This window comes from Levilactobacillus zymae DSM 19395, assembly GCF_001434115.1.
Taxonomy (GTDB): domain Bacteria; phylum Bacillota; class Bacilli; order Lactobacillales; family Lactobacillaceae; genus Levilactobacillus; species Levilactobacillus zymae.
The window spans coordinates 88,743-110,145 of sequence record NZ_AZDW01000013.1 but is presented as its reverse complement, the minus strand read 5'-3'; the positions used below and the strand labels follow the sequence as shown (position 1 = coordinate 110,145).

Below are 21,403 nucleotides of genomic sequence, written 5' to 3'. Positions count from 1 at the left end.
TCGTGGCGCAAACTAGTCGTTGTCCTTAAATAAGATTTCGATGGTGCTGGCCACCTCGTCCTTAATGACTTCGACCGTTTCACCGGTTTTCCGAATCTTGATTTCAACGATGCCTTCGCCGGCCTTCTTGCCGACCGTGATCCGGGCCGGAATCCCGATCAAATCGGAATCCGCAAACTTCACACCCGGTCGTTCCTTCCGGTCGTCGGTCAAGACGCGGTACCCAGCAGCGGTTAACTGTTGTTCTAATTCGGCCGTCAAGTCCGCCTGTTCGGCCTTCTTCAGGTTGACCGGAATCAGGTGAATGTCGTACGGCGCAATGTTCCGCGGCCAAACCAAGCCGTGTTCGTCGGCGTTTTGTTCGGCGACCGCGGACAGCAACCGGCTGACCCCGATACCGTAACAGCCCATGACGACTGGCTTTTGACGACCATTTTCGTCGAGGACCGTGGCGCCCAGCGCGTCGGAATACCGCGTCCCCAACTTAAAGATATGGCCGATTTCAATTCCCTTGGTGAACTTCAAGACGCCCGCACCATCCGGTGACAGGTCGCCGGCCTGAACGTTCCGCAAGTCCGCGTAGTCGTCGACCCGGAAGTCCCGGTCAACGTTGGCGTTCAGATAATGGTGGCCGTCTTCGTTAGCGCCCACGGCCACGTTGGTCATGTCGCCCACGTATTGGTCGGCCAAGATTTTCACGTCCTCACCAACCCCCACCGGTCCGAGGGAACCAAAGTTAGCCCCCAGGTATTTTTGCGCGTCCTCGGCCGTGGCCGGGTCCAAGAAGTCGGCATTCAGGTAATTCTTCAGCTTGACTTCGTTGACCTCGTGATCACCCCGGACCAGGACTAAGACGGGTTGGTCCTTGTCGGCCATGTAGAACATGGTCTTGACCAGCTCACTAGACTTGACCTTTAAGAAGTCGGCCAGTTCTTCGATGCTGTGCACCCCTGGCGTTTCAATCTTTTGCAGATCCGCTAACGGCGCGTGGGACTTCTTACTGATGAACAGGCTCTTGGCCATTTCCAGGTTAGCGGCGTAGTCGGAGGCGTCGGAGTAGACGATGGTGTCTTCTCCCACGGGCGCGATGGCGGAGAATTCCTTGGAATCGCTCCCGCCCATGGCCCCACCGTCACCCACGATGGCCCGGTAGTTCAAGCCGATCCGGTCAAAGATCCGTTCGTAAGCGGCTTCCATTTGCCCGTAAATACGGTCGAGGTCTTCGTCGTTTAACGTGAAGGAGTACGCGTCCTTCATGATGAATTCCCGGCCCCGTAGCAAACCGTAACGTGGCCGATCTTCGTCGCGATACTTGGCCTGGATTTGGTACATGACCAGTGGCAACCGTTTGTACGACTTCACGGCATCGCGCACCAGCATGGTGTAGGTTTCTTCATGGGTGGGGCCTAAGATAAAGTCGCTATCGTGGCGGTTCTTAAACTTAAACAGGTTGGCCCCGTAAGTGTCGTAGCGCCCAGATTCCTTCCACAAAGAAGCGGGCAAGACCGCCGGCATCAACGTTTCCACGGCGTCGATCTTGTCCATTTCCTCGCGGATGATCGTTTCAATGTTGGTCAAGACCCGAAAGGCCAGCGGCAGATAGGCGTACATCCCCGCGGTGACCTGACGAATATAACCGGCCCGCAACATCATCTGATGGCTGAGAGCTTCGGCATCATTCGGTACCTCTTTCAAGGTTGGAATGAGTAGTTTCGATTGCTTCATAATCCAATATTCCCTTCTCGTAACGTAATTACCGAATAAAGTAGCGTTCGATATCGTTCCAGGTTACCAGGAGCATTAGGAGGACCAAGAAGGCCACCCCCACCAAGGTAATCCCCGCTTCCACGTTTTCCGACAATGGCTTACGGCGAACGGCTTCAATTAGGTTTAATAATATTTTACCACCATCCAAGGCTGGAATTGGCAATAAATTGACGATGGCCAGGTTCAAGGACAGGAAGGCCAGGAAGTTTAAAATCCCGACTAACCCGAACTGGGTAGCCTGCGAGGTCGTGGCAAAGATGGCCACCGGCCCCCCCAAATCGTTGAGGCTAAAGTGCCCGGAAACCATGTGCCACAACGCCCCAAAGAGTAATTTGGTCATGGTCCAGGTCTGGGTAAAGCCGGACAGCAGGATGGCCCCCACGTTTTTATCCTTGGCCTGGGTAATCCCGATCATGCCGACCGTCTTCCCGTTGGACTTTTCGCCCTTAGGCGTGACCGTCAACTTTTGCGTCTTACCGTCACGTTGGATGGTCAACGTGGTCTGCTTGTTGGCCAACGGTTGGATGGCCTGGCTCAATGCCGTCCAGTCCTTAGTTGCCTTACCGTTAACGGCCACGATCTTATCGTTGGTCTTCACCCCGGCCGTCTGAGCGACCGAGACCGGTGAACTCGCCACTTGAACCTGATTGGTCCCCGTGGCGACCCCGCCTTGGGCGACGGACATCAACATAAAGGTCACGATCGCCAACAAAACGTTGTTCATGGGTCCGGCAAAGTTGGTCATCAGCCGCCGCCCTAACGACGCCGACGGAAACTGTACGTCCTTCGGTGCAATGCGCAATTCGGTCCCGTCCGACTCAATAATCGTCGCATCGTGATCGACCGCGTACCGTTTGACCGCGGACTCATCGCCGTTTTCGTACCCTTCGATCCACAGTTCATTTTCCAGGTCCGTCGCCGTGACCTCCAGCGGAATCCCGTTGAACAGCGTCGACTTCTTACTGGTGTTGATCCGTTCCACCCGATCGTGTTCCCCGATGAATAGACTCACCGGCGTGCCGGGTTTTAATTCTTCCTCATCGTCTTCGGCCCCGGCCATGCGCACATAGCCCCCCACGGGTAAGAGCCGCAAGGTGTAGGTCGTGCCATCTTTCCCCCGGTGGTAGACCAACTTGGGGCCCATCCCGATGGAAAATTCGCGGACTAAAATGCCACCGCGTTTGGCAAAGTAAAAGTGACCGAATTCGTGCACAATCACCAGGATGCCGAAGACAATGATAAAGGTAATAATCGTTTTAATCACAGGTTTCGTCCCTTCCTCAGTTCGTGGTCTTAGTCGTGCGGGGCCAGGGTCCCACAACGCATAATTCGCTGTGTCCTAGCATACCCTAGCCCCGTGACCGGCGCAAGCGAACGCCCTAAGATTAAATCAGGCCAAAGAGGTGAATCACGGGCAGTACTAACAGTAAACTATCAAACCGGTCCAAAATGCCCCCGTGACCCGGTAAGATTCGGCCGGAGTCCTTGACGCCGTAGTAGCGTTTGAGCGCCGATTCGACTAAGTCCCCAAACTGACCCACGATGGAGAAAATCAGCGTTAACACCACCATCGTCAGCAGGCTGTAGTGCCCAAACGGGAAGAAGTACCAGAAAATGGATACCAGGATGGTCGCCACCACGGTGCCCCCGACGGACCCTTCCCAGGTCTTATTCGGGCTGATGTGCGGTGCCAATTTATGCCGGCCCAATTTCCGGCCGATCATGTAGGCCCCAGAATCGGTCACCCACACGATAAATAATGCGTAGAGTAACGCCACTAAACTAATGGCTCGTGCGGCAATGAAGAAGTGAAACCCGATCCCCACGTACAACATGCTCAGGGTAATGACCCCGGCGTCGTCGAAGGAAAAGCGGTTGCGTGACACCACCGTCCGTAACAGCAGTAATAAGACGAACAAGTAAACGATGTACCAGGGACTCAAATGGCCGGGCAGATTCCCCCACCACGTGCCGGGCGCAATGACCGCCAAGATGCCCAGACCGGAAATGATGGCTTCCGGACTCACCAAGAGTTTCTTGCGCATCACTAGAATTTCCGATAACGCGACTAACCCCAAGGCGAAGGCCGCAATGTCGACCCAAATACCACCGGCAATGATGATGGGAATAAAAATAATTAACGCAACCACTGCCGTAATAACCCGCTGTTTCATATCTTACGCTCCTCAATCACAAAAATTTAATTAGTCAGCCCGCCAAAGCGACGGTGCCGTTGTTGATATTGATAGATGGCTTGTTCCAAGGTCGTCTGGTCGAAGTCGGGCCAGTGTAAGTCCATAAAGACAAACTCGCTGTAAGCGACCTGCCACAACATGAAGTTCGACAAGCGTTCCTCACCACTGGTCCGGATCAACAAGTCCGGATCCCGGAGCTCACCCAAGTCGCCGGTCATGAGTTGTTGGCTCAACCGGTCTTCGTCAATGGCCGCTGGCGCTAATTGACCCGCCTGAACCTGCTGAGCAAGGGATTGAACGGCCGTCACGATTTCGGCGCGCCCCCCGTAGTTCAAGGCAAAGTTCAACACCATGCCGGTGCAGTCCTTGGTATCTTCGATGGCATCGTGCACGGCCTTTTGGGTTGCCGCCGGCAGTTGGTCCGTGTAGCCCATGACCTTGACTCGAATGTTGTTCTTGACCAGGTCGGGCACGAACGTCCCAAAAAAGTCGACGGGTAACTTCATTAAATAGTTGACTTCCGCGGTGGGCCGCTTCCAGTTTTCGGTAGAAAACGCATAGAGGGTCAACACCTTGACACCCAAATGACTGGCCGCCATGGCGACCGTCTTGACCGTATTCATGCCCTGCTTATGGCCCGCAATGCGCGGTAAGTGGCGTTGTTGCGCCCAGCGACCGTTACCATCCATGATAATGGCGATGTGGGCGGGAATGTTTTGCTCGTCGAGCTGTAATTCGGCCACCTCACCGGTCTGTTGATCCTTATTTAAAAATGAAAACACAGTGCACCTCCATTGCTCTTCTTACAACCTCTCATCTTAACAAAAAAAGGGCCAGGATACTATCCTAGCCCCCAAATTGAGCGAAAACTTTAGCTTTTAGTCGACTACTCGATTAACCGCCATTCACCGCGTTTCGCATCGACCAACGTGCCAAAATAGCTCAGCAGGTTGTTGGCGTCGTCCGCACTGACTTGCCCTAACATGTTCAACCCTTCCCCGGTCGGGATTGGGTCGGAGAGGTCGGTAATCTCGTTGTCGTTTTCGATTTTAGCCTTCGAAAAAGCCACGATCCAGTCGTCCCCGATTAACTGGGTCACGATGAAGAACAAGTTGAAGTCATCACTCACGAAAGCCGGTTGCGCGTAAACACCGTCTTGAATCTGTTCCAATTCTGCCCCGTTATAGTTTAAAACCGAAACATTTTCCGCGTTTACCGGGTTGTTTAAACGGAAAACCATCTTCCCAAATTCCTTAGAACCCGGGGTAATTTCAATGTCATCTTGTTGGTTATCTTCTGCCATCATTCAACACTCCTTACTTAATGCCTAGTCCGTCAAGACTTCCTTTTCCTTGTCCGCCGCAATGGCGTCCACACCCTTGATGGCCTTGTCCGTTTCCTTTTGGACTTGGTCTTCTAGGTTGTGGAGTTGGTCGTCGGTGTAATCGCCGGCCTTGTGACCCTTCTTCAGGCCGTCCATGGCTTCGCGCCGCACGTTACGTACCGCTACCTTACCTTCTTCGGCCGTGGCCTTGACCTGCTTAGCGATTTCCTTCCGGCGTTCCTCGGTCAACTGGGGCACGACCAACCGAATGGCGGTCCCATCGTTGGCCGGCGTAATGCCGACGTCGGATTCCAGAATTCCCTTTTCCACGTCGTCTAACGCCGACTTGTCAAAGGGCGTCACCATTAAGACCCGGGGTTCGGGAATCGTGATCGAGGCCACCTGGTTCAGCGGCGTTGGTTGACCGTAGTAGTCCACCATGACCCGGGTTAAAATACTAGCGTTGGCCCGCCCAGCCCGAATCGTTCCCAATTCGCGCTTTAAGGCGTCTTCCGCTTTTTTCATCTTACTTGCTGCTGTGGTAATGATCTGATCTGCCATCTGTCTTACCCCTTACTATAAACTGTCGTCCCGATGTTGGCGCCTTCAACCACCTTACGAATGTTGCCACTCTTGTTGAGGTTAAAGACCACCACTGGGATATCATTATCCATGGAGAATGAGCTTGCCGTGGTATCCATGACGTGCAGGCCCTTGTTGATGATGTCCAACTGCGTTAATTGGTCGAACTTCACCGCGTTGGGGTCCTTTTTCGGATCTGCCGAGTAAATGCCGTCAACGCCGTTCTTCGCCATCAAGATGGCATCCGCGTTGATTTCAGCCGCCCGCAATGCCGCCGTGGTATCCGTGGAGAAGTAGGGACTACCCGTTCCCCCGGCGAAGATCACGACGCGTTCCTTTTCCAGGTGCCGAATCGCTTTCCGCCGAATATAGGGTTCAGCGATTTGCCGCATCTCGATTGAGGTCTGCACGCGCGTTGGGACCCCAATGGATTCCAAGTTGTCTTGCAGGGCCAAAGCGTTCATGATGGTGGCTAACATGCCGATGTAATCGGCCTGAGCGCGTTCCATTCCCATTTGGGAACCGGCCACACCCCGCCACATATTACCGCCACCGACCACGATGGCAATTTGAACGCCTAAGTTGTAGACGTCCCGAATTTCTTGGGCCACCGTCTTAATGACGGGAGGATTAATTCCAAATCCCTTATCCCCGGCGAGAGCCTCACCGCTGAGCTTTAACATGATTCGCTGATACTTTACGTCCGCCATTGCGTTTCCTCCTATTGTATTCTGAGAACAATTCTATCATATTCCCCGAATTAGTGATAGTCAGGGCCCACGAAATCACCCTGTTCCTAAAATCTGCTCATAAGAAAAGCGTAGACCGCGAGCTGCGGCTACGCTTTTTGCTCAAAAATTAACCGTTGATTTGGTCTTGAACTTCCTTGGCCAGGTCAACCGTTGGCTTTTCGATACCTTCACCAACTTCGTAACGGACAAAGGTCACTAACTTGCCACCCTTGCTGGCCACGAATTGGCTCACCGTTTGGTCGCCATCCTTAACGAATGGTTGGTCGGCTAAGCTGATTTCGGACAAGAACTTGTGCAACCGGCCTTCAACCATCTTTTCGACGATTTTTTCCGGCTTACCTTCGTTCAAGGCTTCTTGCTTCAAGACTTCGCGTTCGTGAGCTAAGCGGTCGGCTGGAATGTCGTCCTTAGAAACGAATTCTGGGTTGATGGCCGCAACGTGCATCGCAACATCCTTAGCCGTTGCTTCATCAGCACCGTCTAAGACCACCACAGCGGCGATTTGACCGCCTTGGTGTAAGTAGGCACCGAAGACTTGGTTGTCGGTCTTCTTAACGACAGCGAAACGCCGTAATTGAACGTTTTCGCTAGTCACTTGCGTGGTCTTAATGATGGCTTCTTGGATGGTTTCGCCATCGGCCGTCTTCAAGGCCAAAGCAGCGTCCAAGTCAGCGGGTTCTTGCTTGGCAATCGTGTCACCGATCGTATCAACTAAACCGTTGAACGTGTCGTTAGTGGCCACGAAGTCGGTTTCGGAGTTCACTTCGATGATGGCGGCATCGTTGCCGTTCACCACGACCTTAGCCAACCCGTTAGCGGCCACGTTACCACTCTTCTTCTTGGCCTTAGCGATTCCCTTTTCACGCAGGAAGTCGATGGCCTTGTCCATGTCACCTTCGGAGGCAACTAAGGCCTTCTTGGCGTCCATCATCCCAACTTGGGTCTTGTCCCGTAATTCTTTAACTTGTGCCGCAGTAATCTTGCTTGCCATGTGTAATGGCCTCCTTTTATAATCAATAACGTTTGCGCCTAAAAAAGGCTGACCTAATCTCAGGCCATTAACGGTCCTTATTAAGCCAGCCTAAGGTGCTTTAAAGCGTGTATTTGGAAAGTTCCCGAACGGGGAACCTTGCATTTAATTACTTGTTGTCGCCTTCAACGGCGTTAACGATGTCTTCCATCGAGTTGTCAGACTTCGCTTGGCCATCCTTGGCAGCGTCATCCTTCTTACCTTCGAAAGTCTTTTCGTCAACTTGGTCTTCCCCCTGACGACCTTCAACAATGGCATCAGCCATCTTGGAAGTGATCAGGCGAACGGCCCGGATAGCATCATCGTTAGAAGGAATCACAACGTCGATGTCATCTGGATCGGTGTTGGTATCAACCATGGCAACGATCGGGATGTTCAACTTTTGTGCTTCATGAACCGCAATTTGTTCCTTACGTGGGTCAACGATGAACATCACGTCAGGCAATTTAGGCATGTCTTCGATCCCGCCTAAGAACCGTTCCAACTTGTCTTGAGACTTCTTCAACAAGGAAACTTCCTTCTTAGGTAAGACGTCGAACGTCCCGTCAGTTGCCATCTTCTTCAAGCTCTTCAGACGCTTGATCCGCGTTTGAATGGTTTCCCAGTTGGTCAAAGTCCCACCTAACCAACGGTGGTTAACGTAGAATTGACCCGCACGGGTAGCTTCTTCTTCGATGGAGTCTTGAGCTTGCTTCTTAGTCCCGACAAACAGAACAACGGCACCCTTAGATGCTTCGTCCTTCATGTAGTTGTAAGCAGCGTCGATCAACTTCACCGTCTTTTGTAAGTCGATGATGTAGATGCCGTTCCGTTCCGTAAAGATGTATTGCTTCATCTTTGGGTTCCAACGACGCGTTTGGTGACCAAAGTGGACACCGGCTTCGAGCAGTTGTTTCATTGAAATAACAGCCATGATAAAATGCCTCCAAATAGTTTTTGATTTCCTCCCCTGCGCTCAATTGGTCGCGGAACTCTTCACGAGCACCCCCGCACCCATCACGCAAGGTGTGAATTGGCGCATACGCACCGACAGTTATTATACAAAAGCCCCCGGCTAAACACAAGGCAAAACCGGAAAAACTTTAGAAAAAATTGGCAATTGCCCGGAGGTATGATAAACTGCTAGGGAACTTAGACAGGAGGACATGCACATGATAAAAGCGGTCGTCTTCGATGTTGATGACACGCTCTATGACCAAAAGGCGCCGTTCGTGGCGGCCTTAGCGCCGATTATTCAGGTGCCGACCAGCTTTGATCTGACCCGGACGTTTCAGGCTTACCGGCGACAAAGTGGCCAACTGGCTAAGCAATTTATGAGCCGACGGACGGCAGAAGAGTGGACGGTGACCCGGCTAAATACCGCCTTACACGCCCAAGACTTGCCCCCGGTGACCCCGGAAGCTGCCCTGGCCTTTCAGGACGCTTACGCCCAAGGTCTCCAGGACATCAAGCTTTTTCCCGGTCTGGCCACGGCCCTCGATCAACTTAAAGATCAGTACCAGCTGGGCATTATTACCAACGGTAAAACGGATTATCAGTTGGCCAAGGTCATGCGCCTACAAATGCACCGCTGGATCGAGCGCGACACCATTTTGACGTCCGAAGAAGCCGGGGTGGCCAAACCTGACCCGCAGATTTTCACCATGATGAATCGGCGGTTGAATCTTCGGGCCAGCGAAACCGTGTACGTTGGTGATTGCTACAGTCTCGACATTCGTGCGGCTAAAAAAGCCGGCTGGCAAGCCTTTTGGTTTAACCATCGCAACTTCGAAATGCCGGATGGTGACTGGACCCCCGACCAAACCGTCGAGGACCCCACCGAGTTGCAGAACCTCTTACTCGCCCTCAGTGGCGTCATGCAACTTTAACCGGCCACACACAAAATCCCATCCCCGGAATATCCCGGAGATGGGATTTTTGCGTATCATTAGAATTGAACTTCGTTTTCTGCCTGACCCGTTTCGATCAGTTGTTTGTTGTTATTCAACGCGTATTGGACCATGTTCTTCACGGCCGTCTTGGTGTAAAAGGCGATGTGCGGACTAATCAGGACGTTATCGCGGCGCATCAGGTTCTTCAACCGTTCGTCCGGAACCGCATCGAAACTGCCGAAGTCGGTGTTGAAGATGCCCACTTCGTTTTCGTAAACGTCTAACGCCGCGCCGGCGACCTTACCGCTGTCCAGGGCGCGAATCAACGCGTCGGTGTCCACTAAGGCACCCCGCGCCGGATTCAAGATCCACACGCCGTCCTTCATCTTGGCAAAGGCCGCGTCGTTTAACATGTTGTGGTTATCCTTGGTGGCGGGCGCGTGCAGGGAGATGACGTCGGCCTGCGCGTAAAGTTCATCCAAGGTGTCCACGTAGAGTCCCTGCTTTTCCAGTTCCGGGTTGTGGAAGACGTCGTAGGCGATGACCTTCGCCCCGAAGCCTTGGTAGATCTTCAACGCCGCCCGGCCAATCCGGCCGGTGGCCACGACCCCCACGGTCATCGAATTCAGTTCGTCGGCAATGTCGGGGGCCCACCGCAAATCTCCTTGAGCCTGTTTGCGGTCAAAGGTCGGCGTCCGCCGCAGTAACCGCATCAATTCGGTCACCGTAAACTCGGCAATGGCTGCGGGAGAATATGCCGGCACGTTGGTCACCTTAAACCCGTTACGTTTAACGGCGTCGGCGTCGACGTTATCGACCCCCACGTTACGTAACGACAGGTTGGTGATGCCGTTAGCGGCCAGTTTATCCAAAACAGCCGCCGTGTACGGCTTTTGCTGGTAAACCACGGCGCCGTCATACCCCTTCGCCAGGTCCACCGTTGTTTCGTCCAACAGGTCACCCACGGCTTTCACGTCAATTCCCTGGGCCTGTGACCATTGTTCTAAGTACGGTCGTTCGTCGTCTCGAATTCCATAAGCAATAATCTTCACGGTCAGTTCCTCCTTAAGTCGTTGCTGAGTCACATCATTAAGCTACGTCCCCATCTTATCATGAAACGTTTTAAATCTTCACGAGAACGCTTTCGGAAAGTTCACCGAGTAAGCGTAACTCCCTGATTAGCGAGAAATCGGAGTTTCTTTTGCCGGGACTGATGCTTGAAGGCCCATTCGGCGTGTAAGGCGTCGTGCTTGGTGGTAAAGGCCTCCTGATACAGAACCCGCACGGGGTGGTGGGTGCGGGTGTACTTCGCGCCCTTCCCCGCCAGATGAGTCGCAAATCGCCGGGCAACGTCGGTGGTAAACCCGCCGTATAACGAGTTATCCGCGCAGAGTAACACGTAAAAGTAATAGGTCTTAGCCATACAAGAGCCGCCCCACTTCCGCAGTGTAGTGGCCGGTGGCGTCGTAGACCGTTAGTGGCGCCAAGAAACGTTGACCGCCGGGCTTACCATCCTTAATCGCTTCCACCAAGACCATGTTGGCTTCCTTGCCGGGCTTGGGGTAGACCAACCGAATCCGCTTGGGGACCAGCCGCTGGGCCTGCATCAGCGTCAAGAGTTCCAGTAGCCGGTCGGGCCGGTGCACGAAGTAGGCTTTCCCGTTCATCTTGAGCAACCCACTGGTGGTGGCCACCACCGTTGCTAACGTGGTCGTGAGCTCGTGGCGCGCAATCGCCAGGTAGCGGTTGGGATTCTTTTGGCTATCCGGAAGGTCCGCGAAATACGGCGGGTTACAGGTCACCACGTCGGCCGAATCCTTGGGGATCCACTGGTTGACCGTGGCCAGGTCTCCTTCATAAACTGTCATCTGCGTGTCTAATTGGTTCAACGCCACGCTACGGCGGGCCATGTCGGCCAGCCGGGGCTGTAACTCGACCTCGGCGATCTGCCCGCTGGTCCGCGGACTCATGAATAAACCCACGGCCCCGTTCCCGGCGCACAGATCCACCGTCAAACTTTTGGCCCTGGCCGGTACCTTGGCGAAGGCCGCTAGTAACACGGCGTCTAAGGAAAAGGCAAAGACCTCGGGACTCTGGATAATTTGAATATCTTGACTATAAAGTTGGTCGATTCGTTCGCCCGGACGTAATTGTGGTTGCCCCATTCCGGCATCCCATCCTTTCAAATTATGGGGAGATTGCTTGCAACCTCCCGCCTTTTTTTGCATACTAGACAGATAGAGTTCCACTGTGAGAGGAGTGCGTCACCCATGTTCTATTCGTTTTTACGCGGGTTCATCCGCGTCTTGTTGGCGTTGATCAACGGACACGCGAAATACCTGCACCGCGAAGACTTACCGGACGGTCCCTACATTTTAGTGGGTCCCCACCGGACCTGGTTTGACCCCATCTACTTTGCGTTGGGCGCCAGTCCCCGGAAGTTTAGTTTTATGGCTAAAGAAGAATTGTTCCAAAACCCAATTTTACGATGGATTTTAAACCATGCCAATGCTTTTCCGGTAAATCGTGATCATCCGGGGCCCTCGGTCATCAAAACGCCGGTCCGGATCCTACGACAGGGTGACCTATCGCTGATCATTTTTCCGTCCGGCAGTCGGCATTCCGCCGAACTCAAGGGGGGCGCGGCCGTCATCGCCAAGATGGCCAAGGTGCCGCTGATTCCCGCGGTCTACCAAGGGCCGTTGACCTTTAAGCAATTGCTCACCCGCAAACCGGTCACCGTGGCTTACGGCCAACCGATCACCGTCGACCGCAAGTTAAAGCTCGACGAGGCGGGACAAGCCCAGGTCGAACAACAGATGCAACAAGCCTTCGACCAACTGGACCGCGAAATCGATCCAACCTTCCATTACGTGGACGTGACGGGTGAAAAACGCGCCGCCAAAGCCGAAAAGCTCGCCCAAACCGAGGAAAAGGCCGAAAAGAAACTGGAAAAGAAGTAACGCAACACGAAACGCGCCTGGGAAAATTCCCAGACGCGTTTTTTTACGTCCTGAATGCGGCACGAGTTAGGACCTAAGCGTGGGCCGCATTTTGCAGTTGGATCATGTCGTAGTAGTACCCTTGTTGGCGCATCAGCTCATCGTTGGTTCCGCGCTCGACAATGTGTCCTTGATGGAGGACCAGGATCAAGTCGGCGTTTTGAATCGTCGATAACCGGTGCGCGATGGCCACCGTGGTCCGGTTGGCCCGTAAGCGCGACAGGCCATTCTGAATCATGGTTTCCGTCTGGGTATCGACGTTGGCCGTGGCTTCGTCTAGGATCAAGATCTTAGGGTCGGTCACCACGGTCCGCGCAAAGGTGATTAACTGGCGCTGACCAGCCGAGTATTCGGTCCCACGCTCCAAGACCGGCGTCGCGTAACCCTGCGGTAACCGGTCGATAAACTCATCGGCCTGCACGAACTGGGCCGCCCGGTGGACCTGCTGGTCGGTAATCGCGGGATTGAACATCCGAATATTACTCTGGATATCTCCGTAGAACAGTTGCGGTTCCTGAAGGACCAGCCCCATTTTCGCCCGCAGTTCCGCGGCCGGATACTCGCGAATGTCGCGACCGTCGATCAGGACTTGACCACTTTGAAACTCGTAAAAGCGCATTAGCACGTTGATCGTCGAGGTCTTCCCCGACCCAGTTTCGCCGACCAACGCCACGGTCTGTCCCGGCTCGGCCACGAAGGACACGTCCTTTAAGACCGGGTGTTCAGGATCGTAACCAAACGTCACGTGCCGAAATTCGACCTTTCCCTGGGTGATCTGAGCCCCGGCCACGGGGTGTTGTTGCGGTGCTAAGGTCCGGTCGTCTAGAATCTTCAAGACCCGCGAACCGGCCACCATCCCGTTTTGAAAGTCGCTCAGACTGTCCATCATCTGACTCATCGGACTATAGAAGTTGTTCAGGTAGGTGATAAACGCGTAGACGACCCCGGCGGCCACGACTTCGTGCATGCCGCGTAAGCCGAATAGCCCCAGGACGATCACCGTCCCTAAGGCGTAAAGCAGGTTGATCATGGGACTCAGCAGTAACGAGTTGGTCCGAATCATGGCCCGCCGCGTGCCGTAGTACGCCTCGTTGGTCTTTTCAAACCGTGTCGCCATCCGCTTTTCTTGCCGGAATTCCTGGATCACGCTGATTCCGGTAATCGCTTCGCTGAGTTTCGTGTTGAGCTCGCTCAAGCGTTCCCGCATGCGCCGGTAGACCCGCGAACTAAATTTTTGATAGTACCAGATCACAAAGAGCAAAACCGGCACTAGGATCAGCGTGGCTAACGCGACCGTCCAATCGGTCAGCACCATGGCAATGATCGAGGTGATCACCGCAAACACGGCAAAAATCAGCGTGTTAAACAGTGCCCAGAAGTTCGAAAAGGTCATGGTGTCGTTCATCAACCGGGACAAAATCGAGCCCCCCGGAGTCTGGTCAAAGTAGCGCATCCCCTTGCCGTGCAAATCGGCGAATAGGTGCCGGCGTACGCCCTCTAGCATGTACTCGGCACCCATGGTACTGGTGTAGTTCTGCCAATACTGGGTCACCGCCTTGACCACCATACCGAATAGGTAAAGCCCGGCGAACAGCCACATGATGCTAAGCGTGGCCGACCCCCGCCGTAGGTAGTGGTCCATGTATAACTGAAGCAACCACGGCAAGAAAACGTTGATGCCGCTGATCAGCGCCGAGAAGAGAATCGACCCGATAAAGAACCATTTGTACGGGGCGGCGAACTTGATCAGTCGCTTAATGACCGTCAGTTGTTCCTTGGTGGACATGCTGTGCGCCCACGCCGATTCCGTTGCGTTATTCGTGGCCATTCGTCTCGCCTCCCTTGACCCGCGTTTCTAATTGTTGCTGCGTAAACATCTGATAATACCACCCGTGGGTGGCCATCAAGCTGGCGTGGTCCCCGCGCTCGATGATTTGCCCGTGATCCATCACAATGATCTCATCGGCGTTCATCACCGAACTCAACCGGTGCGCCGCGATGATCGTGGTCTTGTTGGCCCGTTCTTGGCGCAGGTTCGCGAGAATCTCGGTTTCGGTTTCCGCGTCGACCGCGGACAACGCATCGTCTAAGATCAGAAGTTCCGGGTTGATCAATAACGCCCGGGCAATCGCTAACCGTTGGCGTTGGCCCCCGGACAGCGAGATGCCATCTTCGCCGACCTGGGTGGCATACCCGGCCGGTAATTGGGCGATCTGGTGGGCCAGATCACTCTTTTTCGCCGCGGCGACCACTTGGGCTTCCGTCGCCTGGGGCCGGGCAAAGCGAATATTCTCCAGAATACTATCGGAGAACAGGAAGCTTTCCTGCGGTACGTAGCCGATGGCCGGCAGATAACTGTCGAGCGCGTAATCCTTGATGGGGTGCCCCCCAAACTTGATTTCACCTTGATAGTCGTCAAACTCGCGTAAGATCAACTTCATGATGGACGACTTACCGGCACCCACTCGGCCCACGATACCCAGGGTGTGGCCGGCCGCCAGGTCAAAGTTGATGTCGTGTAGACTGGTCTGTTCGTCGTCGGGATAATTGAACTGCGTCACGTGGTAGTTCAGGGCCCCCTGCGGCCGCGTCGTTAGCCCGTCCGTTTTGTCAATGACCTTACTTTGCTGATCCAACAGTTCCATGACCCGGTCATAGCTGGCGTTGCCCCGTTCCATGGTATTGAACAACATCCCCACGGCAAACATCGGCCAGACCATCATCGCCAGGTAGCTAATGAAGGAAACCAGGTTCCCAATCGTAATGGTCCCCTGCATCACGAAGGTCCCCCCTAACACGATGGTCGCCACGTACGATACGGAAATGATCAGCGTGATCCCCGGATCGAATAGCGAATCCAGGTGATTAACGTGCCGGTTGATCCGAATGGTCTGATCGATCTGTTGGTTATAGTCGGCCACGTCTTCTTGGTCCTGCCCCAACGCCTTAATGACCTTGATGCCGCTGATACTTTCCTGAGCCTTGTTATTCAGCCGGGAAAAGGCCGCTTGGGACTTGCCAAACGCCCGGTGAATCTTTTGCCCTAGAAACCAAGAGACCCCCGCCAAAAACGGGAACGGGATCACGGCCAAGAGGGTCAGCCGCCAATTGATCAGCGCCATCATGGCGATCAGCGTGGTCCCACCGGTGATGATGGCATCGGCGAACTGCAAAATTCCGCCCCCCGCCACCCGTTGAACGGCTTCCAAGTCGTTGGTCGCGTGGGCCATCAGGTCACCGGTCCGGTAGCGTTGATAGAAGGTCCGGTCCATCCCCATAAAGTGCCGGAACAGCCGGTCGCGTAACAATTGTTCGAGTCGGGCGGCCCCACCCCAGATGGCGTTGCGCCACATGTAACGCGTCAGGTACTGCGCCACCGCGGCCCCGGCCACGATGGCCAGATCAATCGCCAGTAGCGACGCGGTCATGGTCCTCCCGTGGATACTATCGACCATGTTGCCAATGATGCGGGGCGGCACGATGGCGATGATGGCGGTCAGTAATAGGCCTAAGACCCCCACCGAATAACGCCGCCACTCGAGTCGGAAATACCAAGCCAATTTTTTAAAGATACTCACCCAGTATCCCTCCTTAGATTAAAATATGATTAGAAACCAATTATAGCAGACTTAACTAGTCTAGCGCAGGCCCTTAAAAAAGCAATCAAAAAGACTCGTCACCAACCATCGGCGACGAGTCTTCCGTTAACGAAGTTATTTCTTAGTATTACGGGATTGTTGTTGCATGGCATTCATCATTTGATGAAGCTTCCGTTGTGATGGCTTTTGCCCCATCTGTAACATCATGGCTCGTAATTGATCTTCATTAATAGGCGGATTGTCTCTCAGGTAGTTTTCCATGTATTTACGCGCACCGAAGAAGCCCCCGACAGCGCAGGCAATTCCGACGACGATCACGATGAGGATCCAAATTCCAGTTGACAAGACGTTTCCCTCCCTTACAAAAGCATTCATTAGACAATTTTACACAAACTTAACCCAAAATAAAAGAGCGAATCTCAAAAAGACCCACTCTCCAGACTTAATCGTTCCGTAAGCCCTTCTCGCGTTGGACCTGCCGCACCTTTTCGGGGGTCACTTCTTTACCGTTCTTGTCGTAGACTTGCATCATTTCGACCTGGCTTTTAAAGCTTTCCCGAAAGAGCTTGAGGTATTGTTGCCGTAAGTCGGCCCGTTCGGCCTTTTCGGCGGCCGTTAATTCCGTTTGCTTGGCCTTGTGTGCCAATTCGTTAATCCGCACCAGTAACGTATCCATCGTGGTTTCTGCCATAACCTGCTGACACTCCCTTAATTGATTTTTAGTTTTAATGATGACGTTGATTCAAAACACACCTAATCATATCAGGGTTAATTTCAGAATTCAACTCATTTACCCGAACATCTGTTTGAAAACGTTCGCTACCTATGCTAGAATTGGGTTAAACTATACTACGAATGACGAACGAGGTGGCAATATTATGACCAAAGCTTCTGAGAGTAAACAAATTGCCGTTCTACGCTTCATCTGGGAACGGGTTAACGAAAAGGGCTACCCGCCGACTGTTCGGGAAATTGGGGAAGCCGTTTCACTGTCTTCGACCTCGACGGTTCACGGCCACATCGCCCGCCTAGAAAAAAAGGGCTTGCTGACCAAGGACCCGACTAAGCCCCGGGCCTTAGAGGTCACGGCGGCCGGTTTGGAAGAATTAGGCGTTCACGAACAACAGACCCAGATCCCGGTACTCGGGACCGTGACAGCCGGGGAACCCATCTTAGCCGTCCAGGAAGCCACGGATTATTTCCCGGTTCCACCGGAATTTGAAAGCAGCGAAGATCAGCTGTTCATGCTGACCATCCGCGGTGAAAGCATGATCAACATCGGCATCTTAAACGGTGATCAGGTCATCGTTCGCCGGCAACAAAACGCCGACAACGGCGACGTGGTGATTGCCATGACCGAGGACAACGAAGCCACGTGCAAGCGGTTCTTCAAGGAAGCCGACCATTACCGGCTCCAACCGGAAAACGACACCATGGCCCCCATTATTCTGAATCAAGTCACCATTTTGGGCAAAGTCGTGGGCCTGTTCCGCGACGACGTTCACTAAATCAGCATTAAAAAAGCATTTCCCGTCGCGACGGGAAATGCTTTTTTCGTGGGCTTTAAATCACTTCGCCCTCGTACCGGTTAGCCGGTAACTGCGCGAAATCGTAGGTCACCAGGTCGTCCGTGTGGGTCAGGTAAGCTTGTAAGCTTTCGGCTAACATCAAGTTGACGATGTTGTCCTTTTCGTGAACCAGGATCACGGGCGTATGGCTGTGGTAGGCGTACCCGATTTCAAAGGCGGTTCCGGAATCTACTTGGTCATCCACGTAATCGGCCAAGGCCACTACCACGTCGGCGGCATCAATCTGGTCGGTATCCATCTTGAAGGTCTTGGCACACCAGGCCGGCGTCCCCATCTCGAAGTCGCGGACTTCATGGGCCCGGGGGCTAAAAACGTGCCCCACTTGCGGGTTTTGGGCTAAGGCCTGTTCGGCCCGGCCGATTCGTTCCAACTGTTCGTCATCAAAAAAGGGTCCTGCTAAATAGATATTCGTCACGTTAATCTCCTCGTTTTCTCTTAAGTACGTTTATTATAGCGAAAAAGTTAACTTTTAGCGATATATTTTTACGAATTGTCCGGAATTTTATATTAATCAAGTTATATTCGGGCGATTTTTCCACCGTTCGGGCCGTAACCCAAAACAATCGACCTACCGGCGCCGGTACTGCCGCTGTTGGTGCTGCCGGCCGGCCAGATAAAAGGGCGCCGTATCGGTCCCCACCGGTAGTTGCACGTCGCGCCCGTCGTTCGGGAGCTGTTGCTGGAAGATACTTTCGTACTCCGCCACGCTGACGGCTCGCCGGTTCGTAAGCATGGCCGTCAAAGCTGCATCATCAAAGCCCCGGCGATAATCGGGTTGGACCGTACCACTGTAGAACTCGCCTTCCGCTCCCGAGCCGTAGCTAAAGCAGCCCAGACGATCGCCCGCCCGTAACGCGCCGTGCCGTAATAGGGATAACAAGCTCAAATACAGCGAGCCGGTGTACAAGTTCCCCACATTCCGGTTGTCCAATTGACTGGCCTCAAAGGCCGCGGTCAACTCCTGCTGATGTGCGGCGGTGGCTTCCGGTAAGACCTGACGCAAGCCCTTACGCCCCATCTTGGTGAACGGCAAGTGGAACACCATTGCCGCGAAATCGGCAATCGTCCGACCCGTTTGGTGCTGATAAGCCGTCCAGGTCTCCTTGAAGAAATCCAGGTACACGTTGGTCGAATATTTCCCATCCACCAGCGCTTCGGTCCGGTCCAGTGGCCGCCAGAAATCCATCACGTCCGCCGTGTGGTAGGTACTGATCGGGTCGAGAGCGAAAATCTGTGGGTCCGCTGTGACCAACATAGCCACGGCTCCCCCGCCCTGAGTGACCTCACCGGCTGTGCGCAACCCGTAACGAGCGATGTCGGCACCAATCACCAGCACCTTCGCCGCGGGCCGGGCCCGCACGTAATCGGCCGCCAACTGTAGGCCAGCCGTGGCCCCATAACAGGCCTGTTTAAGCTCGACGGCCCGGGTATCGGGCGCCAAACCTAACAGGTGGGCCAGATAGACCGCCGTGGCCTTGGAGTTGTCGATCCCCGATTCGGTCCCGAACAAAACCATTTTAACGTCCGCCAAATCAGCGGGAGTGAGAATCTGGGTCGCCGCGTTGGCCGCCATGGTGACCACGTCTTGGGTCGGCGGAATCACCGCCTGTTTGTCCTGGCCAATGCCCACGTGGTATTTAGCGGGGTCTTCCCCCCGCGCCAACGCCAACGCCGTCATGTCTAAATACAGTTGGGGGGTGTAAAACCCCAGTCGATCAATTCCCACCGTTACGGTCATGTTGCTTGTCCTCCTTGAAAGCCATGAATTACTGGCATTAACCTTACCATTTTTCGGGGATTATCGGCAAGTTTTCCTATCATTGCAGGCTACAATTAGAACGGTAACCATCCCGTTAATTCGGGATTAAATGGCTTTTTGTAGGCTACAATTCGACTAGAGTTTCCCCGCTTCTAGTTTCTTCAGGTCACTGGGGTCGAACTTCCAGTTTTTTTCGGGTAACGCCAAGCGTTTGGCCAGGCGCGCCGTCTGTTCGTCGTAGGACAGGTGCAAAAAGAACTTGTAGGTCACAATCCCCTGATGACGCAGGTATTGTTCGTAATGCCGCAGGTCGTGATACCGGCGCTTGAAGAATTTGTCGGTCACGTCGGCGGCCGTCTGCACGTCGGGGAGGTGTTGGCCCACCAAGATTTCGGGGTGCACCCGACTGATCAGCACGTCTTCGTACTGTGAGCGGTTAAAGATGGCGATCTCCCCTCTAGCCGGTAACGCCTGGTTGATCCGCCACAAGAAATCGTGTTGCAGGTCCACCGACGTGGGTTGCTTAAAGCTCTCTACGCGGGTTCCGGACGGATTCAGTCCGCTGAAAACGTGGCGGATCAAGCCGTCTTTACCGGCGGTGTCCATCCCCTGCAAAATGACCACGACGCCGTTTTCCTTTTGGGCGAATAGTCGCCGTTGCAGCTTTTGTAACGTAACCAAATCACTTTCCCGAATCTCGTCCGCGTTGGCCGCGATTTCCTGCGTTGGCCACTGCGTCAGATCCATGTTGTGCTTGCCGTCATACCGATATGGTGTTAAGTCCATACGCTCATCTCCTAGCTTTATGTTTACCATAACATGTTTACCCCCTAGCGCGGTTATTTTGTCTTCGTAAAACGTCTTACGTCCGGATTTTGGCCACCAAAACCTTAGCGTTCTGTTAGGTGAGTTGCTATACTTAACTTGTACCTATGTCGATGAAGAGGAGTCTCAATTATGAAAAAAATTACTGCTTATTTTGTGCGTCACGGACAAACCATGCTGAACCACTATAACAAGGTTCAGGGGTGGATCGACTCACCATTGACCGCAAAGGGTCGCGCCGACGCGAAACGGGCCGGGGAACAGTTAAAAAACATCCCCTTCGTTGCCGCGTACAGTAGTGACTCCGGGCGGGCCATCGAAACGGCGCACATTGCGCTGCGGCAGAATCCCGCCAACATGAACATCGTCAGCTACCAGTACCCCGAATTTCGGGAGCAATGCCACGGTTACTTCGAAGGCAACGACCTCAATCAGATGTGGCAATTCGTTGGGGCCCAGGTCAAGCTGACCTCCGAATCCGCGGTGCTGGGCACTTACGGGTTGGAAAAGGCCCGCGACCTGATCCACCAGGCAGACCTGTACGGCGAAGCGGAAAACAACGACATGTTTTGGAAGCGCTTAGACCGTGGCTTCGATAAATTACGGGCCAACTCCCAGGATGGCGATGAGGTGCTGGTGGTCTCTCACGGCATGACGATTCGCTCCATCGTTGACCGCTACGCCCCCGACCTTGATTTAGGGGTCGCCACCATCAACGGCAGTATTACCAAGTTAGAGATCACGGACGACGACATCCACGTCGACTTCTTCAACAAGGTCGACTTTCAATCCTAAATTTTCTCAAAGGAGTGTTCCCTGATGAAAAACATTCACCGTTCCCTCAATAACCGGGTCATCGCTGGTGTGATCGGCGGGTTAGCCGAACACTGGGGCTGGAACCCCACGCTAGCACGGATCATCTTCGTGTTGCTCGCCATCACCCCCGCCTTTCCGGGCCTCATCGCCTACCTGATTCTGTGGATGATTATGGGCGATCCAGCTTAGATTACCGCTTTACACCGCCGCTCAGGAGCCTGAGCGGTGTTTTTTTATAGAATTTTTGATGCATTTACATCAAAATTATGATACACTGGGGCCGTTCCCGAAA

The 21,403-nt window shown here is 53.8% G+C and carries 24 protein-coding genes; 5 read left to right on the top strand and 19 right to left on the bottom strand.

The annotated features are described in order from the left end of the window. Positions 1-12: 12 nt before the first annotated feature. The 9 genes from FD38_RS02135 to rpsB all read right to left on the bottom strand — a co-directional run bounded on the left by FD38_RS02135 (position 13) and on the right by rpsB (position 8,563). Positions 13-1,725: a proline--tRNA ligase gene (locus FD38_RS02135; protein ID WP_057730721.1), complete on the bottom strand. Its 1,713-nt coding sequence runs from the start codon at positions 1,723-1,725 to the stop codon at positions 13-15. 28 nt (positions 1,726-1,753) lie between these two features. Continuing rightward, positions 1,754-3,031, bottom strand: coding sequence for an RIP metalloprotease RseP (gene rseP / locus FD38_RS02130; RefSeq protein ID WP_057730719.1), 1,278 nt, complete (start codon positions 3,029-3,031; stop codon positions 1,754-1,756). A gap of 121 nt (positions 3,032-3,152) precedes the next feature. Beyond that, positions 3,153-3,941, bottom strand: a complete 789-nt coding sequence (locus tag FD38_RS02125) for a phosphatidate cytidylyltransferase (protein ID WP_057730717.1) — start codon at positions 3,939-3,941, stop codon at positions 3,153-3,155. Between the two features lie 26 nt (positions 3,942-3,967). Further along, positions 3,968-4,744 carry an isoprenyl transferase gene (locus FD38_RS02120; protein WP_057730715.1) on the bottom strand — a complete coding sequence of 259 codons (777 nt, stop codon included), beginning with the start codon at positions 4,742-4,744 and terminating at the stop codon, positions 3,968-3,970. 104 nt (positions 4,745-4,848) lie between these two features. Continuing rightward, positions 4,849-5,265: a hypothetical protein gene (locus FD38_RS02115; RefSeq protein ID WP_057730714.1), complete on the bottom strand. Its 417-nt coding sequence runs from the start codon at positions 5,263-5,265 to the stop codon at positions 4,849-4,851. 24 nt (positions 5,266-5,289) lie between these two features. Continuing rightward, positions 5,290-5,847, bottom strand: a complete 558-nt coding sequence (frr, locus tag FD38_RS02110; protein ID WP_057730712.1) for a ribosome recycling factor — start codon at positions 5,845-5,847, stop codon at positions 5,290-5,292. 5 nt (positions 5,848-5,852) lie between these two features. After that, positions 5,853-6,578: a UMP kinase gene (gene pyrH, locus FD38_RS02105; RefSeq protein WP_057730709.1), complete on the bottom strand. Its 726-nt coding sequence runs from the start codon at positions 6,576-6,578 to the stop codon at positions 5,853-5,855. A 148-nt stretch (positions 6,579-6,726) separates the two neighbouring features. Continuing rightward, entirely contained in the window at positions 6,727-7,611 is an 885-nt protein-coding gene (gene tsf, locus FD38_RS02100) for a translation elongation factor Ts (protein ID WP_057730707.1), read from the bottom strand. A 148-nt stretch (positions 7,612-7,759) separates the two neighbouring features. Beyond that, a complete protein-coding gene (gene rpsB / locus FD38_RS02095) occupies positions 7,760-8,563 on the bottom strand; it encodes a 30S ribosomal protein S2 (protein WP_057730706.1) in 804 nt (267 codons plus the stop codon). A gap of 238 nt (positions 8,564-8,801) precedes the next feature. Here rpsB and FD38_RS02090 point away from each other — a divergent pair, with 238 nt between their 5' ends. After that, entirely contained in the window at positions 8,802-9,518 is a 717-nt protein-coding gene (locus FD38_RS02090; RefSeq protein ID WP_057730704.1) for an HAD family hydrolase, read from the top strand. Positions 9,519-9,577: 59 nt separating this feature from the next. Here the strand turns inward: FD38_RS02090 and FD38_RS02085 are convergent, their stop codons facing one another. The 3 genes from FD38_RS02085 to FD38_RS02075 all read right to left on the bottom strand — a co-directional run bounded on the left by FD38_RS02085 (position 9,578) and on the right by FD38_RS02075 (position 11,686). Then, complete coding sequence (locus FD38_RS02085; RefSeq protein WP_057730702.1) at positions 9,578-10,573, bottom strand: D-2-hydroxyacid dehydrogenase; 996 nt, start codon at positions 10,571-10,573, stop codon at positions 9,578-9,580. Between the two features lie 101 nt (positions 10,574-10,674). Next, entirely contained in the window at positions 10,675-10,944 is a 270-nt protein-coding gene (locus FD38_RS02080; protein ID WP_057730700.1) for a GIY-YIG nuclease family protein, read from the bottom strand. After that, entirely contained in the window at positions 10,937-11,686 is a 750-nt protein-coding gene (locus tag FD38_RS02075; protein WP_057730699.1) for a tRNA1(Val) (adenine(37)-N6)-methyltransferase, read from the bottom strand. The genes FD38_RS02080 and FD38_RS02075 overlap by 8 nt, the downstream gene beginning before the upstream one ends. Positions 11,687-11,791: 105 nt before the next feature. On the opposite strand from FD38_RS02075, the gene FD38_RS02070 reads away from it, so the two are divergent. Beyond that, entirely contained in the window at positions 11,792-12,484 is a 693-nt protein-coding gene (locus FD38_RS02070; RefSeq protein WP_057730697.1) for a lysophospholipid acyltransferase family protein, read from the top strand. A 73-nt stretch (positions 12,485-12,557) separates the two neighbouring features. Here the strand turns inward: FD38_RS02070 and FD38_RS02065 are convergent, their stop codons facing one another. The 4 genes from FD38_RS02065 to FD38_RS02050 all read right to left on the bottom strand — a co-directional run bounded on the left by FD38_RS02065 (position 12,558) and on the right by FD38_RS02050 (position 16,813). Then, positions 12,558-14,351 carry an ABC transporter ATP-binding protein gene (locus FD38_RS02065; protein WP_057730695.1) on the bottom strand — a complete coding sequence of 598 codons (1,794 nt, stop codon included), beginning with the start codon at positions 14,349-14,351 and terminating at the stop codon, positions 12,558-12,560. Further along, positions 14,338-16,101, bottom strand: coding sequence for an ABC transporter ATP-binding protein (locus FD38_RS02060; protein WP_057730693.1), 1,764 nt, complete (start codon positions 16,099-16,101; stop codon positions 14,338-14,340). Before FD38_RS02060 ends, FD38_RS02065 begins: the two co-directional genes overlap by 14 nt. A gap of 135 nt (positions 16,102-16,236) precedes the next feature. Further along, a complete protein-coding gene (locus FD38_RS02055; protein WP_057730691.1) occupies positions 16,237-16,467 on the bottom strand; it encodes a YneF family protein in 231 nt (76 codons plus the stop codon). 97 nt (positions 16,468-16,564) lie between these two features. Then, positions 16,565-16,813, bottom strand: coding sequence for a DUF896 domain-containing protein (locus FD38_RS02050; RefSeq protein WP_057730690.1), 249 nt, complete (start codon positions 16,811-16,813; stop codon positions 16,565-16,567). Between the two features lie 187 nt (positions 16,814-17,000). On the opposite strand from FD38_RS02050, the gene lexA reads away from it, so the two are divergent. Next, positions 17,001-17,630 (top strand): transcriptional repressor LexA, encoded by a 630-nt coding sequence (gene lexA / locus FD38_RS02045; protein WP_057730688.1) that lies wholly within the window; start codon positions 17,001-17,003, stop codon positions 17,628-17,630. 55 nt (positions 17,631-17,685) lie between these two features. Here the strand turns inward: lexA and FD38_RS02040 are convergent, their stop codons facing one another. The 3 genes from FD38_RS02040 to FD38_RS02030 form a co-directional block, all read right to left on the bottom strand. Continuing rightward, on the bottom strand, positions 17,686-18,126 hold the full coding sequence (locus FD38_RS02040; protein ID WP_057730686.1) for a nucleoside 2-deoxyribosyltransferase: 441 nt from the start codon (positions 18,124-18,126) through the stop codon (positions 17,686-17,688). Positions 18,127-18,279: 153 nt separating this feature from the next. After that, on the bottom strand, positions 18,280-19,449 hold the full coding sequence (locus FD38_RS02035) for a hydroxymethylglutaryl-CoA synthase (RefSeq protein ID WP_057730684.1): 1,170 nt from the start codon (positions 19,447-19,449) through the stop codon (positions 18,280-18,282). A gap of 156 nt (positions 19,450-19,605) precedes the next feature. Then, positions 19,606-20,256 (bottom strand): polyphosphate kinase 2 family protein, encoded by a 651-nt coding sequence (locus tag FD38_RS02030; RefSeq protein ID WP_057730682.1) that lies wholly within the window; start codon positions 20,254-20,256, stop codon positions 19,606-19,608. A gap of 171 nt (positions 20,257-20,427) precedes the next feature. Between FD38_RS02030 and FD38_RS02025 the strand changes: the two genes are divergently transcribed. Continuing rightward, on the top strand, positions 20,428-21,090 hold the full coding sequence (locus FD38_RS02025) for a histidine phosphatase family protein (protein WP_057730680.1): 663 nt from the start codon (positions 20,428-20,430) through the stop codon (positions 21,088-21,090). Between the two features lie 24 nt (positions 21,091-21,114). After that, positions 21,115-21,300, top strand: a complete 186-nt coding sequence (locus FD38_RS02020) for a PspC domain-containing protein (RefSeq protein WP_057730678.1) — start codon at positions 21,115-21,117, stop codon at positions 21,298-21,300. The last annotated feature ends 103 nt before the right edge of the window (positions 21,301-21,403 follow it).

Coding starts and splice junctions, on each gene's coding strand:
- FD38_RS02090 (WP_057730704.1), top strand. CDS start 8,802: ATGATAAAAGCGGTCGTCTTCGATGTTGATGACACGCTCTATGACCAA.
- FD38_RS02080 (WP_057730700.1), bottom strand. CDS start 10,944: ATGGCTAAGACCTATTACTTTTACGTGTTACTCTGCGCGGATAACTCG.
- FD38_RS02075 (WP_057730699.1), bottom strand. CDS start 11,686: ATGGGGCAACCACAATTACGTCCGGGCGAACGAATCGACCAACTTTAT.
- FD38_RS02030 (WP_057730682.1), bottom strand. CDS start 20,256: ATGGACTTAACACCATATCGGTATGACGGCAAGCACAACATGGATCTG.
- lexA (WP_057730688.1), top strand. CDS start 17,001: ATGACCAAAGCTTCTGAGAGTAAACAAATTGCCGTTCTACGCTTCATC.
- FD38_RS02135 (WP_057730721.1), bottom strand. CDS start 1,725: ATGAAGCAATCGAAACTACTCATTCCAACCTTGAAAGAGGTACCGAAT.
- FD38_RS02020 (WP_057730678.1), top strand. CDS start 21,115: ATGAAAAACATTCACCGTTCCCTCAATAACCGGGTCATCGCTGGTGTG.
- FD38_RS02035 (WP_057730684.1), bottom strand. CDS start 19,449: ATGACCGTAACGGTGGGAATTGATCGACTGGGGTTTTACACCCCCCAA.
- FD38_RS02070 (WP_057730697.1), top strand. CDS start 11,792: ATGTTCTATTCGTTTTTACGCGGGTTCATCCGCGTCTTGTTGGCGTTG.
- rpsB (WP_057730706.1), bottom strand. CDS start 8,563: ATGGCTGTTATTTCAATGAAACAACTGCTCGAAGCCGGTGTCCACTTT.
- FD38_RS02050 (WP_057730690.1), bottom strand. CDS start 16,813: ATGGCAGAAACCACGATGGATACGTTACTGGTGCGGATTAACGAATTG.
- FD38_RS02065 (WP_057730695.1), bottom strand. CDS start 14,351: ATGGCCACGAATAACGCAACGGAATCGGCGTGGGCGCACAGCATGTCC.
- pyrH (WP_057730709.1), bottom strand. CDS start 6,578: ATGGCGGACGTAAAGTATCAGCGAATCATGTTAAAGCTCAGCGGTGAG.
- frr (WP_057730712.1), bottom strand. CDS start 5,847: ATGGCAGATCAGATCATTACCACAGCAGCAAGTAAGATGAAAAAAGCG.
- FD38_RS02115 (WP_057730714.1), bottom strand. CDS start 5,265: ATGGCAGAAGATAACCAACAAGATGACATTGAAATTACCCCGGGTTCT.
- tsf (WP_057730707.1), bottom strand. CDS start 7,611: ATGGCAAGCAAGATTACTGCGGCACAAGTTAAAGAATTACGGGACAAG.
- FD38_RS02125 (WP_057730717.1), bottom strand. CDS start 3,941: ATGAAACAGCGGGTTATTACGGCAGTGGTTGCGTTAATTATTTTTATT.
- FD38_RS02025 (WP_057730680.1), top strand. CDS start 20,428: ATGAAAAAAATTACTGCTTATTTTGTGCGTCACGGACAAACCATGCTG.